The organism is Mesorhizobium sp. CNPSo 4661 (assembly GCF_057784215.1).
Window position 1 is genome coordinate 288,878 of sequence record NZ_JBWGIO010000005.1, and the last position, 13,884, is coordinate 302,761.

The following is a 13,884-nucleotide window of genomic DNA, read 5'->3' on the forward strand; positions in this document are numbered from 1 at the left end:
GGTCGGGCGCGCTACTTCAGCCAGTCGGGGACCGAATCCAGCCCGAGCAGGTCCTCATAGGTCTGGCGCGGCCGCACGACATGGAAGCGGTCGCCGTCGACAAGAACCTCAGGCACCAGAAGCCGTGTGTTGTAGGTGCCGGCCTGCACCGCGCCGTAGGCGCCGGCGGTGGAAACGGCGATCAGGTCGCCGGCCTTCAGCCTCGGCAGGTCGCGGTCGAGGCCGATGAAATCGCCGGTCTCGCAGACCGGGCCGACGACGTCGACCTTCATGCGCGGCGTGGAGGCGGGCGGCTGCGCCACCGGCCGGATGTCGTGGAAGGCGTCATAGAGCGTCGGCCGGATCAGGTCGTTCATGGCGGCGTCGACGACCAGGAAGTTCTTGGCGTCGCCTTCCTTCACATAGATGACCTCAGACACCAGGATGCCGGCATTGCCGACGATCAGGCGGCCGGGCTCGAACATCACCTTCAGGCCCAGCCTGGTGACGTGCTTCCTGACGATCTCGGCATAGGCGTCGGGCAGCGGCGGCGGGCTGTTGTCGACGCGGTAGGGAATGCCGAGACCGCCGCCGAGATCGACATGCTCGATGGCATGTCCGTCGGCGCGCAACGCCCCGACCAGTTCGACCAGCAGCGCGAAGGCATCGTCGAACGGCTGCAATTCGGTGATCTGGCTGCCGATATGGGTATCGATGCCGGTCACCTTGATGCCCGGCAGTTGCGCAGCACGGGCATAGACCTGCCGCGCGCGCTGCCACGGAATGCCGAACTTGTTCTCGGCCTTGCCGGTCGAGATCTTCTTGTGCGTCCTGGCATCGACATCCGGATTGATGCGCAGCGACATGGGCGCCACCTTGCCGAGGGCCACGGCGCGCGCCGACAAAAGCTCCAGCTCAGGCTCGGATTCGACGTTGAAGCAGAGGATGCCGGCGGAAAGCGCGAAGTCCATCTCGCGCGCGGTCTTGCCGACGCCGGAAAACAGGATCTTGCTGGCCGGGATACCGGCGGCCAAAGCGCGGCGCAATTCGCCTTCGGAGACGACGTCGGCGCCGGCGCCCTGCCTGGCCAGCGTCCTCAGCACGGCCTGGTTGGAGTTCGCCTTCATGGCGTAGCAGACCAGAGCGTCGAGGCCGGCGAAAGCCTCTCTGAAGACGCGGAAATGCCGGGTCAGCGTCGCCGTCGAATAGCAATAGAAGGGGGTGCCGACCTCGGCTGCGATATCAGGGATGGCGACATCCTCGGCATGGAGAACGCCGTCGCGGTAATCGAAATGGTTCACAGGGTTCGGTTCCGAAAAGTTGAAGCTCGATGAGATCGGGTCGATCTCATCGGCTCTAGAGCAGGGGATCGAGGATGAACTTCCTGTCCTTGACCGGTTTTTCCGGCTCGGGCGGCAGCGGCTGCTTGGCTTTTTCCGCATCCTTGCGCGCCTGCTCCGCCGCCTCATAGGGCGTGTCGAGGCCGGTCTTCCTGCCGCAGGCCGTGACGGTGACAACCGCCGCCAGCAGCGCGAGCGTCACCAAAATCCTGCTACGGGTCATCGATCCATCCGTTCGAAACTGATTGCGTGCTGCGCTTTTAGCCGAGTTTTCAGCGCTTTGCATTTGTTTTGAGGCATGTCGTTGTCCCAGAACCGCTGCACACGTCTGGGCGACATGCACTAAGCCTTGGCGAGACGCTTTTTCCAGTAGCGGACCTGCTTTCGCACTTCCGACGGCGCGGTGCCGCCGAAGCTCGTGCGGCTCTTCACCGAATTCTGCACGGCAAGCACCGAGAAGATGCCGTCAGTGATGCCGGGATGGATCGAACGCAGGTCCTCCAGCGAGAGCTTTTCCAACCCGACCTTCTTCTCCTCGGCGAGCGCCACGGCGCGGCCGGTGACATGATGAGCCTCGCGGAAGGGCAGGCCCAGATTGCGCACCAGCCAGTCGGCAAGGTCGGTCGCGGTGGCGTGACCGGCGCCGGCGGCCTTCTTCATGGCGGCGGCGTTGACGGTCATGTCGCGCACCATGCCGGCGGTCGCCGCCAGCATCAGGTCGAGCGTCTCGGCGGCGTCGAAAACCGCTTCCTTGTCTTCCTGCATGTCCTTGCCGTAGGTCAGTGGCATGCCCTTCATCACGGTCAGCAGGCCGATGAGATGGCCGTTGACGCGGCCGGTCTTGCCGCGCACCAGCTCGGCGGCGTCCGGGTTCTTCTTCTGCGGCATGATCGAGGAGCCGGTGGAGAAGGAATCCGACAGGCGGATGAAGCCGAATTGCGGCGTCGACCAGATGATGATCTCCTCGGCGAGCCTGGAGAGGTGCGTCGCGCAGATCGCGGCGAGGCTCAGGAATTCGAGCGCGAAATCGCGATCCGAGACGCTGTCGAGGGAATTGCGCGTCGGCTCGCGGAAGCCCAGCGCCTTGGCCGTCATGTGGCGGTCAATGCCGAAACTGGTGCCTGCAAGGGCCGCCGCGCCCAGCGGGCTTTCGTCCATGCGCTCGATGGCGTCGTTGACGCGCGAGAGGTCGCGGCCGAACATTTCGACATAGGCCATGCAATGGTGGCCGAAAGTCACGGGCTGCGCGGCCTGCATATGGGTGAAACCGGGCATGACGGTCGCCGCATGCTCCTCGGCGCGTTCCAGGAGCGCGGCGATCAGATCCTTCAACGCCTGGGCGACACGCTGGCACTCCTGCTTGACCCAGAGCCTCAGGTCGACCGCCACCTGGTCGTTGCGCGAGCGGGCGGTGTGCAGGCGTCCGGCCGCCGCGCCGATCAGGTCGGCAAGGCGGGCCTCGACATTCATGTGGATGTCTTCCAGCTTGGTCGAGAATTCGAACGTGCCGGCCTCGATCTCTTTCAGGATCGTGTTCAGCCCGTGAGCGATTTTTTCTTGATCTGCCGCCGAAATAATGCCCGTTTCAGCCAACATCTGGCTATGGGCGATCGATCCGCCTATGTCCTGCGCATAGAGCTTGCGGTCGAAGCCGATCGACGCGTTGATGGCTTCCATGATCGCGGCCGGACCCGAGGCAAAACGTCCGCCCCACATCTGGTTGCTGGCCTTCTTGTCGCTCATCGCTATAACCCGTGCTCCGGAGCAGTTTTGAAAATGGCAGACGGCAAGAGATTCTTTTTTCCGGCTACGCGCCTCATCCTTGCCGCTTTGGTGGCGGGCGTGCTGGCTGGCGCGGTCGCGGTATATGTCAGCGAGAGCGGTTCTGGCAACAACGCTGCCTCCGGGACGGTCGCCGCGGCCGCCGGCAAGGACGATGCCGCCTGCGCGGCCAAGGCCGGGCGCGCCAAGCAGGTCGCCGCGAAGGCCGTCGGCCAGGTCGCGGCCCTGCAGCCGGCCGACCCGCCGCAATCGCTGAAGAGCCTGGCCTTCAACGGCCCCGACGGCAAGCCGATGACGCTGGCTGATCATGCCGGCAAGACGGTGCTGCTCAATCTGTGGGCGACATGGTGCGCGCCGTGCCGCGCCGAGATGCCCGCCCTCGATGCGCTGCAGAAGGAAAAGGGCGGCAATGCCTTCGAGGTCGTCGCGGTCAATGTCGATACCGGCGACGACACGAAGCCGAAGAAGTTCCTCAAGGAGATCGGCGTCCAAACGCTTGGCTTCTACCGGGATCCGACGATCGCGCTGTTCAATGAAGTGAAGACGCGTGGGCTGGCGCTCGGGCTTCCGGTCACCATGCTGATCGATGGCGAAGGCTGCCTGATCGCGCATATGAACGGCCCGGCCGAATGGTCGAGCCCCGACGCCAAGCGGCTGGTGGAAGCGGCCGTGGGACCGTGACCGCCGGGTCGGTGCCCATCCGATGACCGTTACTTCACCCGCACCGTCACCACCAACGCCTCGTGATCGGCGCTCGGGCTGCCGTCCGGCAACACCGCCGGCAGCGTCGCCGGCGCGCTTGCCGTGAGGCCGCGGGTGAAAAACCAGTCGATATGACCGGCAGGCGTCAAATCGCCGGCCGCGCGCCGCTGGGTGGGCTTGTCGAAAGCATTGGCCGTCTTCCAGTCGTAGCCATGCTCGGCAAACACCGCGAACAAAGGCTCATGACGCTCCGGATCCATCAGCCGGTCCGGCTCGGCGGCGACGCGCTCTAGCCAAGCGGCGGGATCGTCATTGCGTTCCGGATAGGTGGCGGTCAGCGTGTTGAAATCGCCGCCGATGAGGACCGGCGCATCCGCGTCATATCTGTCGATGGCGTCGAGCAGGTGGCGCGTCTGGTCGGCGCGGCCGGCTGGCGTCGTGCGGTTCTCGAGGTGCACCGAAGCGACGGTGACCCGATGGTCGCCGACCATCACCTGGCCGCCAAGCGCCATGCGGCCGCCGATGCGCGGCTGGCCGTGCTCCGGCAGGAACCAGGCGCCGGCGGCGTCCAGGCGAATGAGAAAAGGCCGCAGCAGCGGAACGGCGCTGGTTACGGCATTGCCGTGGAAGCCCTCGCTGTTCTCAGCGCTGCCATTTGCCGCCTGCTCCGTTTCATTGCCGGTGCCGAGTTCCAGGAACTCGACGCCATAGGCGTAGGAATGAGCTAGGCGATCGGCAAGCCGGCTCAACAGATGGCCGTTGCCGGAGCGCGCCATGCCCTTGTCGACCTCCGACAGCAGCACGACGTCCGGCGCCCGGCCGGCGATCGTTGCGGCGATGGCATCGACATGACGCAGCCGCTCGACGTTCCAGGCCAGGACGGTCAGGCTCTCGCCGGCGCTCCCACGCGACGCCTGGCCGCCGATCTCGATTTCACCGAGGGCGGGAACGGCGGCGGCATGGCGCAGATGGGTGGCGCTGTCGCGGGGCCCGTCCCGCATGGCGTTGCGGGCGGCGACGGGCACGTGCGTGAGCTGCGGGACCAGCATGTCTCTTGTCATCCATTTAGCCGGTTAATCACGGAAGGTCTTTTCGCCGCTTCGAGGCGCCCTAGCTTCCTAGAGCGCCGATGTGACGTTTTCATGCCGGCGCGACCGCTGCCAGGGGAGGAGAGACTGGCTGTCCACAGTGGCCGCCTGCCGATCCAGGGGGCACAACAGAACTGTCACATACCTTCTCTATGAGAGCGGGCAAGGACTTGCGCAAAACCCTTGTCACACTGCCATTCAAGAGGGAAAAACCATGACGATCATCAAGCGGGGCTTCGCTGCCCTTGCCGCCGGCGCGCTCAGCACCGCGCTTGCGGTTCCTGCTTTTGCGGAGCCGGTCAAATTCGACTTCTGGTTCGGTCTTTCGGGCGATCTCGCCCGCGTCGTCGATACGCTGTGCAAGAACTTCAACGGCTCCCAGAAGGACTACGAAGTCATCTGCACCAGCCAGGGCAATTACGACGCCACGCTGCAGAACACGATCGCCGCCTTCCGCGCGGGCAAGCAGCCCACCGTCGTCCAGGTCTACGACGTCGGCACCGCCACCATGATGCTGTCGGGCGCCTACAAGCCCGCCGACAAGCTGATGGAAGAGAACGGCTACAAGATCGACTACAGCGACTATTTCCCCGGCATCGCGCGCTACTACGCGACCTCGAAGGGCGAGATGCTGTCCTTCCCGTTCAACTCGTCGACGGCGCTGATGTACTGGAACAAGGACGCCTTCGCCAAGATCGGCAAGACCGAAGCGCCCAAGACCTGGGAAGACGTCGGCGCCGACCTCAAGGCTTTGAAGGACGCAGGCTATGATTGCCCGATGGCGATCAACATCTCGGCCAATGAAAGCTGGCAGCTGATGGAGCAGTTCTCGGCGCTGCACAACCAGCCGGTCGCCACCAAGAACAACGGCTATGACGGTCTCGACGCGCGTCTGGAAGTCAACAAGACCAAGTTCGTCCAGTACGTCACCGACCTCAAGAAGTGGTATGACGCCGGCCTGGTCAAGATCAAGTCGAAGGACCTCGGCCAGGATATGGTGCAGGCCTTCGCCACCGGCACCTGCCAGCTCATCCTGACCTCGGTCGGCGATCACGGCACGGTCGGCCGCACCCAGAAGGAAGGCATGAACTGGGACGTCGCCGAGCTGCCGGTCTATGCCGGCACCGAGCGCAAGAACTCGCTGGTCGGCGGCGCTTCGCTGTGGGTGCTGTCGGGCAAGTCGGACGCCGAATACAAGGGCGCGGCGGCCTTCCTCAACTTCATCCACGACCCCAAGACCGCTTTGTTCTGGTCGACCAACACCGGCTACATTCCGGTGACGAAGTCGGGCTTCGATTTCATGAAGTCCAACGGCTTCTACGACAAGGCCCCCTACAAGGGCCGTGAAGTCGCGATCGAGAGCCTGACCGCGTCGGAGCCGACCGAGATCACTCGCGGCGTCCGCCTCGGCAACTTCACCCAGATCCGCGCCGAGTTCGGCACGCAGATGCAGGCGATCTTCGCCAACAAGGTCAGCGTGCAGGAAGGCCTCGACACTCTGGTCAAGAATGGCGACGCGATCCTCGAGCGCTTCCAGCAGACCTATCCGGGTAAGACCCTGCCCTGATCCCGGTTAGCGGAACGGCCGCCCGTCGAGATTCGACGGGCGGCCATTTCATATCTAGTTTGTCCCGCGAAGGCGGGCTGATGGTTCCACTGCATCGGCGGATCGATGGAAAAACGCGTCACTTTCGGCAGATGGACGATCGGCATCCTGTTCGCGGTGCCGCAGTTGTTGCTGATCTTCACCTTCTTCTACTGGCCGGCCGGCCAGGCGGTCTACTGGTCGCTGACGCTGCAGCAGCCCTGGGGCGGCGGCAACATCTGGGTCGGGCTCGACAATTTCCGCTCGATCCTGTCCAACGCCGACTACTGGAATTCCATCACCGCCAGCATGATCTTCGCCGGTATCAGCACGGGCCTTGCGATGGTCATCGCGCTGGTGCTCGCCGCCCTGACCGACCGGCAACTTGCCGGCTCATGGCTCTATCGCGTGGTGCTGATCTGGCCCTACGGCATCGCCGCGCCCGCTTTGGCGCTGGCCTTTCGTTTCATCCTGGCGCCGGAAGCCGGCTTCATGGCCGTGGTCAATAAGGTTTGGCCGGGCTTCTGGGACCCCGGTCTCAACGGCGCCGACGCGATGGCCTCCGTCATCATCGCCTTCTCCTGGAAATATGTCGGCTACAATTTCATCTTCTTCCTAGCCGCCTTCCAGGCGATCCCGCGTTCGCTGATCGAGGCGGCGGCGATGGACGGCTCCGGCGTCATCAGGCGTTTCTGGGATATCCAGTTCCCGCTGATCACGCCGACGATCTTCTTCCTGCTGGTCATCAACATCACCGAGAGTTTTCAGGATTCCTTCGGCATCGTCGACATCATGACCGCCGGCGGGCCGGCCAACGCCACCAATCTGATGGTCTACAAGATCTATTCCGACGGCTTCAAAGGCCTGGATTATTCAGGCGCGGCCGCGCAGAGCATCATCCTGATGCTGCTCATCATCGCTCTCACCATCGTCCAGTTCCGCTTCATCGAGCGGCGCGTGCACTATCGTTGAGGCGGGCCATGGTCGAACGCACCCCGATCCTCAACTTCTTCACGCATCTCATCCTGTTCGTCGGCTTTGTATTCTGCGTGGCGCCGTTCGTCATTGTGGCGATTGCCGCCTCGCACAATCTGAAGGACGTCAACGACGTGCCGATGTCGCTGCTGCCGGGCAGCGATTTCTGGGTCAACGTCAAGACAGCGTGGACGACCGCGGATCTCGGCCCGAAGCTGCTGAACAGTTTCATCATGGCGTTCGGCGTTGCCGCCGGCAAAGTGATCATCTCGGCGTTGACCGCCTTCTCGATCGTCTATTTCCGCTACCCCGGCCGCATGCTGATCTTCTGGCTGATCTTCATCACGCTGATGCTGCCGCTGGAAGTGCGCATCGTGCCGACCTACGCGGTGGTCGCCAACGTGCTCGAGCCTTATCAGACGATCATGGACCTGACAGGGCTGTCCTGGGTGATCGAGAAGGTGTCCGGCGTTCAGGTCCAGCTCAGCCTGGGACTGCTCAATTCCTATAGCGGCCTGATCCTGCCGTTGATTGCGACCGCCACCGGCACCTTCCTTTACCGGCAGTTCTTCCTGACCGTGCCGGACGAATTGACCGAGGCCGCGCGCATGGACGGCGCCGGCGCGCTGCGCTTCTTCGTCGATATCCTTCTGCCACTGTCGCGCAACAACATGGCGGCGCTCGGCACCATCATGTTCCTGTGGGCCTGGAACCAGTATCTGTGGCCGCTGCTTATCACCACGGACCAGTCGCACGCGATGGCGGTGACCGAGTTGAAGCAGCTCATCCCGAATGTCGGCGGCGCGCCGGAATGGCATATCGCCATGGCCGGCACGCTGATCATCATGCTGCCGCCGCTGATTGTCGTGGTGCTGATGCAGCGCTGGTTCGTGCGCGGCCTGATCGCTACCGAAAAATAGGAGACAAAAATGGCCTCCATAACCATTCGCGGCGTCAAGAAGAACTACGCCAAGACGCAGGTCGTGCACGGCGTCGACCTCGACTTCGCCTCGGGCGAGTTCGTCGTCATCCTGGGTCCGTCCGGTTGCGGCAAGTCCACGCTGCTCAGGATGATCGCGGGGCTGGAAGAGATTTCCGACGGCACGATCGCGATCGACGGCACGGTGGTCAACAAGCTCGAGCCGCGTGAGCGCGGTTGCGCCATGGTGTTCCAGAACTACGCGCTCTATCCGCATATGAGCGTGGCGCAGAACATCGGCTATTCGCTGAAGGTGGCCGGAGTTGCGTCGGCCGAGCGCACCCAGCGCATCCAGGCGGTGGCGCGCGTCCTGGAGCTGGAGCACCTGCTCGACCGCAAGCCGATGGCACTGTCCGGCGGCCAGCGCCAGCGCGTCGCCATGGGCCGCGCCATGATCCGCGAGCCGAAGGTGTTCCTCTTCGACGAGCCGCTCTCCAATCTTGACGCCAAGCTGCGGGTGCAGATGCGCTCCGAGATCCGCAAGCTGCACCGGCGCCTCAGCGCCACTTCGGTCTTCGTCACGCATGACCAGGTCGAGGCGATGACGCTGGCCGACCGGCTGGTGGTGATGAATGGCGGCCGCGTCGAGCAGGTCGGCACGCCGGCGGAAGTCTACAGCCGGCCGGCAAGCCGCTTCGTCGCCACCTTCGTCGGCGCGCCGGCGATGAACATGTTCGAAGGGACCGTCACGCTCGACGGCCTGTCATTGCTGGGCGACAGCCGCAAGCTCAACGTGTCGCGCACGGGCCTGCCCGTCGGCGCGAAAGTCGCGGTCGGCGTCCGGCCGGAGGCGGTACGCATGGTGGCGCCGGGCACGCCGGGGGCGCTCACGGCGAGCGTCGACCTCATCGAGGAGTTGGGCGCCGGCCGCGTCATCTATGTCGATCTCGACGGTGCGCCGTTCTCCATCGTGACGTCGGAGACCGTCCACCCCGAACCGGGCAGCACGGTCGGCCTGCAGTTCGCCGAATCGGACCTGCACTTCTTCTCCTCGGAGACGGGTGGCAGGCTCGACGTGTTCAAGGCTTCGGTGCCGGAACCGGCGCCGGCGACGTTGTGAATTTGATTTGAGGGTTCATGCAATGAAAATCATCCACGTCACCGACGTCCATCTCGGTCGTCGGCGCGAGATGCGCTACGGCGCGAACCTGAATGAGCGACTCGATCGATGCATCGATCATATCAATGCGCGGCATGGAGATGCCACGCTGTGCATCTTCACCGGCGACCTGACCGATGACGGAGAGGCCGAGAGCTATGCCGACCTGAAGGCGGCGCTGAGCCGGCTCACCGTGCCTTACCGTCTATTGCCCGGAAACCACGACCGGCGCGCCAATCTCATCGCCGCCTTTCCCGAGAATGGAACCGATGGCAACGGCTTCGCGCAGTCGGTTTTCGACACGCCGGAAGGGCGCCTGGTTTTTCTCGACAGCCTGGCGGAGGGCCGCGTCACCGGCGAGTTGTGCGACAACCGACTTGGCTGGCTCGATGCACGGCTTGGCGAGACGGCGGGCAAGGCGGCTTATATCTTCCTGCATCATCCGCCGGTCGAGCTCGGGCTTACATTGCTCGACCCGCTGGGCCTCGAACAGCCGCAGCGGCTCCTCGATGTGCTGACCCGCCACGGCAATGTCCGCTACATCTTCTTCGGCCATGTCCACCGCGATATCGCCGGCACCGTCGCCGGCATTCCGTTCTCGGTGCAGCGCGGCCTGCATGCCCGCTTCATGCTCGACCTGGTCGGCGATGAGGTGGTCGAGCAGGCGCCGCCCGCCTATTCGATCATCCTGATCGACGGCACTCGCGTCGTCATCCACAGCCACGATTTCCTGGAGCAATGGCCGTTGTGGTCGCCGGCGACGGGGCAGCGGGTGCGGTAGATCACTCAAGCAACAGTGTGGGCGTTCCCTGTCCTTCGACCAGCTTGATCGCTTTCCTATCGAAAGACACGAAGGTTTCGCCACCGAGCCACTGACCGTCGAACGCGATCACGCCATCGGCGAAATCTCCACCGGCGTCGAGCACGGCCAGGCCCGCTTCGATCGTTGGGCGGTTGGCCACGACGTTGCGCATGTCGAGGATGCGGCGGATCGAGGCGGATATATCAGGCCGTGCAACCCGGTAACTTCTATCCAGCACCCAAACAAACTCGCAGAGCGCTTGAACGCTGATCGCGACCAATTCGGCCCCCTCCAAGGCCTGGGCTGCTTTCTGTTGCTGCGTTGGGTCATCCCCGACGACAAGGCGCAACAGCACGTTGGTGTCGAGGCTGATCTTCACTTGCGCTCGATACCGCGCATCCCGCCCAAAGCGCCGGCGTCGGCGATCGCATCGTTGATCTCCTCGATCGAAAGCCGTGCGCCGTTCGTTTTGCCCTTGAGCATTCCGCTCAGCTCTTGCCAGGAGCCCTTGCCCTGGTCAGCTTTCAGCTCCGCTCGCCCACCGGGTAGAAGATCAAGCCTGATCTTGTCGCCGGGCTGGATGCCGAGGTGCTTGAGCACGTCCTTCCGGAATGTGACCTGGCCTCGTGCTGTAACCGTCAATGTCGTCATGATGTGGCCTGCTAGAGCGGTTCACCGTTTCACGGAAACGGCGAACCACTCTATCTCCTGTTTTGACGCAATTCCTGACGGAAGGTTACGGCGAAGACGCCGAACTTAACCGCTCACACTTTTCCAGGAATTGCTCTAGCGCTAAGAATAATGCATAATTGCATTATTCTCAAGACGGAGATCAAGCAAACACATGCGCCTTGCCGGTGACGGTGAGGCGCACGATCTCGCCGACAGCAGGCGCGTCCATGCCTGTCCTGCGCAGGACGAGCGGCGTGTTGCCGATGGCGGCGGCATCGGGCGGATCCGGGCTGTTGAGCAGCCGCACGGCGACGGTGCAGACCGAGCCCGCGAACTCGCAGTCCGTCACTTCGCCGAACAGCATGTCCGGCGTGCCGGACATGCCTTCGCGCGAGGTCCGCTTGAGCAGGACCTGCTCGGGCCGCAGCATGATGCGCGCAACATCGCGCCGTTCCTTGGTGTCGACCGCGATGCGGCCGAGCCGCGATACGGCAAAGCCGTCCGCGATCCTGGCCGGCACGATGATGGCGTCGCCGAGGAACTCGGCGACCATCCTGTCCCTGGGCTGGAAATAGAGCTCGCGCGGCGTGCCGACCTGCGAGAACAGGCCTTCGCGCATCACCGCCACCTGGCTGGCGAAGGACAGCGCCTCGGCCTGGTCGTGCGTGACCAGTATGGTGGTGATGCCCGCTTCTTCCAGAAGCTCGGCCACCGCCTTGCGCATCGAGGCGCGAAGCCCGGTGTCGAGCGCCGAGAAAGGTTCGTCGAGCAGCATCAGCCTGGGCTTCATCGCCATGGCGCGGGCAAGCGCCACGCGCTGCTGCTGGCCGCCGGAAAGCTCGTGCGGCCGCCGCTTCAGGATCGCCTTGTCCAGCCCGACGATGTAGGCGAGCTCGACGATGCGCTCCATGCGCTTGTCCTCGCTGCGGGCCATGCCGAAACCGATATTGTCGGCGATGCTGAGATGCGGGAACAGGGCGCCGTCCTGTGCCACCACGCCGATGCCGCGGCGATGCGCCGGCACGGCCGCGCCACCATTGGCGAGCACCTTGCCGTCGAGCGCGATACGGCCGCGGTCCGGCGCCTCGAAGCCGGCGATCAGCCGGAGCAAGGTGGTCTTGCCGCAGCCGGACGGTCCGACGATCGCGGTGCGGCTGCCGCTTTCCACCTTAAGGTCGACGCCGGCGAGCGCCGCCACCGGGCCATAGTTTTTCGCGACGCCGCTGAGTTCGAGAAAGCTCATCGTCCAGCCATCCGCTTCGATTGGACGTAGAGCCACCAGGTCATCGGCAACGACATCGCCACCATGATCAGCGCGTAAGGGGCGGCTGAGGCGTAGTCGATCTCGCCGCTGTAGGACCAGAAGGCCATCGCCAGGGTGCGGGTGCCGTTGGGCGCCAGCATCTGGGTGGCGGTGAGCTCGTTGGTGATGCCGAGCGCCACCATCGCCATGCCGGCCGCCGCGCCCGGCGCCGACAGGCGGATGGTCGTCGACCACAGCGCCTTGACCGGCGACCGGCCGAGGCTGGAAGCGGCGCGTTCCAGCTCCACCGGCGCCTGTGCGATCGAGGCGCGCAGGCTGATCAGCGCCCGTGGCAGGAACATCAGCGCGTAACCGAACAGGATGGTGAACAGCGTCTGATAGAGCGGCAGCGCGACGCGCACGGTGATCGTCACCAGCGCCAGCGCGATGACCACGCCCGGCAACGCGCCGACGATATAGTTGCAGCTCTCGAGCAGGCGCTGCAGCGGCCCCGGCGCGCGGATCGAGATCCAGGCCATCGGCATGGCGGCCAGCGTTGCAAGCACCGCGCCGGCAATGGCGAGGAACAGCGTCTGGCCGAGCGCCAGGCCGATCTCGTCCCAACGCCAGACATCGGTGCCGCCGGCGAGCAGCCAGCGGCCGACCGTGACGAAGGGCACGCCGAGCGACAGCAGCGCGACGCCCGCCGGCAAAAGCAGGCAGAGCAAGGTGGCGCGGCCGAGGCGAGCGCGCTGCTGCTGGCGTGCGGCGCCGGAACCGACACGCGCATAGCGTTCCTCGCCACGGACCATCACCTCGAGGGCGAGCAGGAAAAGGCAGCAGACCACCAGCACGGCGGCCAGCATGTTGGCGGCCGGGCCGTTGAAGGTCGACTGGAACTGGTCGACGATCGCGGTGGTGAAGGTGTCGAAGCGGATGAAGACATAGAGGCCGTATTCGGCCAGAAGATGCAGGCCGACCAGCAGCGAGCCGCCGCAGACGGCGAGCCTGAGCTGCGGCAGCACGACCCGCGCGAAAACCCGCCACGGATCAAGACCAAGCGCCGCGGCCGCATCCTCCAGCGCCGGATCGAGCCGACGCAGCGCGGCGGCGATCGGCAGATAGAGGAACGGGAAATAGGCGATGACGGAGACCAGCACGCCGGCCCACAGCCCGTGCAGGCCCGGAACGAAGCTGATCCAAGCATAGCTGTGAACGAAAGCAGGGATGGCGAGCGGCGCGACCGAAAGCCAAGACCACCAGCGGTTGCCCGGCAGGTCGCTGCGTTCGGTCAGCCAGGCCAGCGCCACCGAGAGCACGATGGCGATCGGCACGGTGACGGCGACGAGGAGCACGGTGTTGACCAGCAATTCGCCGACGCGCGGCCGCAAGATCAGCGCCACCACGGTGTCCCAGCCGGTCTGGATCGCGACCCAGACGATGAAGGCGAGCGGCAGCAGCGCGATAAGAGCGATCAGGGCGGCGGCGAGCGTGATCCAAGAGGTGGACCGGCGCCTCTTCATCCCGGCTGCAGGCAGTTTTGCCGGCATCATGTCGATCGCCGACTGCATCAGGCGCGCCACCATGTCGCCGGCGCCGTATGGCGGAAGCGATCTGATAAGCCGCGTAAGCGGCTCG

General features: G+C 64.6%; 14 protein-coding genes. 6 read left to right on the forward strand and 8 right to left on the reverse strand.

Translation table 11 applies throughout. The annotated features are described in order from the left end of the window. Window positions 1-11: 11 nt before the first annotated feature. From lysA to argH, 3 genes are all read right to left on the reverse strand, one after another. The gene (gene lysA / locus AC0YKC_RS09920) at window positions 12-1,280 is read right to left on the reverse strand and encodes a diaminopimelate decarboxylase (protein ID WP_488510944.1); all 1,269 of its coding nucleotides are present in this window, start codon (window positions 1,278-1,280) and stop codon (window positions 12-14) included. 55 nt (window positions 1,281-1,335) lie between these two features. Continuing rightward, window positions 1,336-1,542 (reverse strand): lipoprotein, encoded by a 207-nt coding sequence (locus AC0YKC_RS09925; protein ID WP_126081034.1) that lies wholly within the window; start codon window positions 1,540-1,542, stop codon window positions 1,336-1,338. 119 nt (window positions 1,543-1,661) lie between these two features. After that, entirely contained in the window at window positions 1,662-3,062 is a 1,401-nt protein-coding gene (gene argH, locus AC0YKC_RS09930) for an argininosuccinate lyase (protein ID WP_488510945.1), read from the reverse strand. Window positions 3,063-3,095: 33 nt separating this feature from the next. Here argH and tlpA point away from each other — a divergent pair, with 33 nt between their 5' ends. After that, window positions 3,096-3,782 (forward strand): thiol:disulfide interchange protein TlpA, encoded by a 687-nt coding sequence (gene tlpA / locus AC0YKC_RS09935; protein WP_488510946.1) that lies wholly within the window; start codon window positions 3,096-3,098, stop codon window positions 3,780-3,782. A gap of 29 nt (window positions 3,783-3,811) precedes the next feature. Here tlpA and AC0YKC_RS09940 read toward each other — a convergent pair whose 3' ends face one another. Beyond that, a complete protein-coding gene (locus AC0YKC_RS09940; protein ID WP_320296702.1) occupies window positions 3,812-4,852 on the reverse strand; it encodes an endonuclease/exonuclease/phosphatase family protein in 1,041 nt (346 codons plus the stop codon). A 253-nt stretch (window positions 4,853-5,105) separates the two neighbouring features. Between AC0YKC_RS09940 and AC0YKC_RS09945 the strand changes: the two genes are divergently transcribed. From AC0YKC_RS09945 to AC0YKC_RS09965, 5 genes are all read left to right on the forward strand, one after another. Beyond that, window positions 5,106-6,458, forward strand: coding sequence for an extracellular solute-binding protein (locus AC0YKC_RS09945; RefSeq protein ID WP_488510947.1), 1,353 nt, complete (start codon window positions 5,106-5,108; stop codon window positions 6,456-6,458). Window positions 6,459-6,563: 105 nt separating this feature from the next. After that, entirely contained in the window at window positions 6,564-7,448 is an 885-nt protein-coding gene (locus tag AC0YKC_RS09950; protein ID WP_488510948.1) for an ABC transporter permease subunit, read from the forward strand. Between the two features lie 8 nt (window positions 7,449-7,456). Further along, a complete protein-coding gene (locus AC0YKC_RS09955) occupies window positions 7,457-8,371 on the forward strand; it encodes an ABC transporter permease subunit (RefSeq protein WP_320296705.1) in 915 nt (304 codons plus the stop codon). A 9-nt stretch (window positions 8,372-8,380) separates the two neighbouring features. Further along, window positions 8,381-9,490, forward strand: a complete 1,110-nt coding sequence (ugpC, locus tag AC0YKC_RS09960) for a sn-glycerol-3-phosphate ABC transporter ATP-binding protein UgpC (protein ID WP_488510949.1) — start codon at window positions 8,381-8,383, stop codon at window positions 9,488-9,490. A gap of 22 nt (window positions 9,491-9,512) precedes the next feature. Further along, on the forward strand, window positions 9,513-10,310 hold the full coding sequence (locus AC0YKC_RS09965) for a phosphodiesterase (protein ID WP_488510950.1): 798 nt from the start codon (window positions 9,513-9,515) through the stop codon (window positions 10,308-10,310). Window position 10,311: 1 nt separating this feature from the next. Here the strand turns inward: AC0YKC_RS09965 and AC0YKC_RS09970 are convergent, their stop codons facing one another. The 4 genes from AC0YKC_RS09970 to AC0YKC_RS09985 all read right to left on the reverse strand — a co-directional run bounded on the left by AC0YKC_RS09970 (window position 10,312) and on the right by AC0YKC_RS09985 (window position 13,817). Then, on the reverse strand, window positions 10,312-10,710 hold the full coding sequence (locus AC0YKC_RS09970) for a type II toxin-antitoxin system VapC family toxin (RefSeq protein ID WP_320296708.1): 399 nt from the start codon (window positions 10,708-10,710) through the stop codon (window positions 10,312-10,314). Beyond that, on the reverse strand, window positions 10,707-10,982 hold the full coding sequence (locus tag AC0YKC_RS09975; RefSeq protein WP_320296709.1) for an AbrB/MazE/SpoVT family DNA-binding domain-containing protein: 276 nt from the start codon (window positions 10,980-10,982) through the stop codon (window positions 10,707-10,709). Before AC0YKC_RS09975 ends, AC0YKC_RS09970 begins: the two co-directional genes overlap by 4 nt. Before the next feature lie 181 nt (window positions 10,983-11,163). After that, window positions 11,164-12,246 (reverse strand): ABC transporter ATP-binding protein, encoded by a 1,083-nt coding sequence (locus AC0YKC_RS09980; RefSeq protein WP_320296710.1) that lies wholly within the window; start codon window positions 12,244-12,246, stop codon window positions 11,164-11,166. After that, window positions 12,243-13,817, reverse strand: a complete 1,575-nt coding sequence (locus tag AC0YKC_RS09985; protein ID WP_488510974.1) for an ABC transporter permease — start codon at window positions 13,815-13,817, stop codon at window positions 12,243-12,245. The genes AC0YKC_RS09980 and AC0YKC_RS09985 overlap by 4 nt, the downstream gene beginning before the upstream one ends. Window positions 13,818-13,884 lie beyond the last annotated feature (67 nt).

What these genes read in the sequence shown, in the direction of transcription:
- AC0YKC_RS09925 (WP_126081034.1), bottom strand. Translation starts at nt 1,542, where the DNA reads ATGACCCGTAGCAGGATTTTGGTGACGCTCGCGCTGCTGGCGGCGGTT.
- argH (WP_488510945.1), bottom strand. Translation starts at nt 3,062, where the DNA reads ATGAGCGACAAGAAGGCCAGCAACCAGATGTGGGGCGGACGTTTTGCC.
- tlpA (WP_488510946.1), top strand. Translation starts at nt 3,096, where the DNA reads ATGGCAGACGGCAAGAGATTCTTTTTTCCGGCTACGCGCCTCATCCTT.
- AC0YKC_RS09940 (WP_320296702.1), bottom strand. Translation starts at nt 4,852, where the DNA reads ATGCTGGTCCCGCAGCTCACGCACGTGCCCGTCGCCGCCCGCAACGCC.
- AC0YKC_RS09945 (WP_488510947.1), top strand. Translation starts at nt 5,106, where the DNA reads ATGACGATCATCAAGCGGGGCTTCGCTGCCCTTGCCGCCGGCGCGCTC.
- AC0YKC_RS09950 (WP_488510948.1), top strand. Translation starts at nt 6,564, where the DNA reads ATGGAAAAACGCGTCACTTTCGGCAGATGGACGATCGGCATCCTGTTC.
- AC0YKC_RS09955 (WP_320296705.1), top strand. Translation starts at nt 7,457, where the DNA reads ATGGTCGAACGCACCCCGATCCTCAACTTCTTCACGCATCTCATCCTG.
- ugpC (WP_488510949.1), top strand. Translation starts at nt 8,381, where the DNA reads ATGGCCTCCATAACCATTCGCGGCGTCAAGAAGAACTACGCCAAGACG.
- AC0YKC_RS09965 (WP_488510950.1), top strand. Translation starts at nt 9,513, where the DNA reads ATGAAAATCATCCACGTCACCGACGTCCATCTCGGTCGTCGGCGCGAG.
- AC0YKC_RS09975 (WP_320296709.1), bottom strand. Translation starts at nt 10,982, where the DNA reads ATGACGACATTGACGGTTACAGCACGAGGCCAGGTCACATTCCGGAAG.
- AC0YKC_RS09980 (WP_320296710.1), bottom strand. Translation starts at nt 12,246, where the DNA reads ATGAGCTTTCTCGAACTCAGCGGCGTCGCGAAAAACTATGGCCCGGTG.
- AC0YKC_RS09985 (WP_488510974.1), bottom strand. Translation starts at nt 13,817, where the DNA reads ATGCAGTCGGCGATCGACATGATGCCGGCAAAACTGCCTGCAGCCGGG.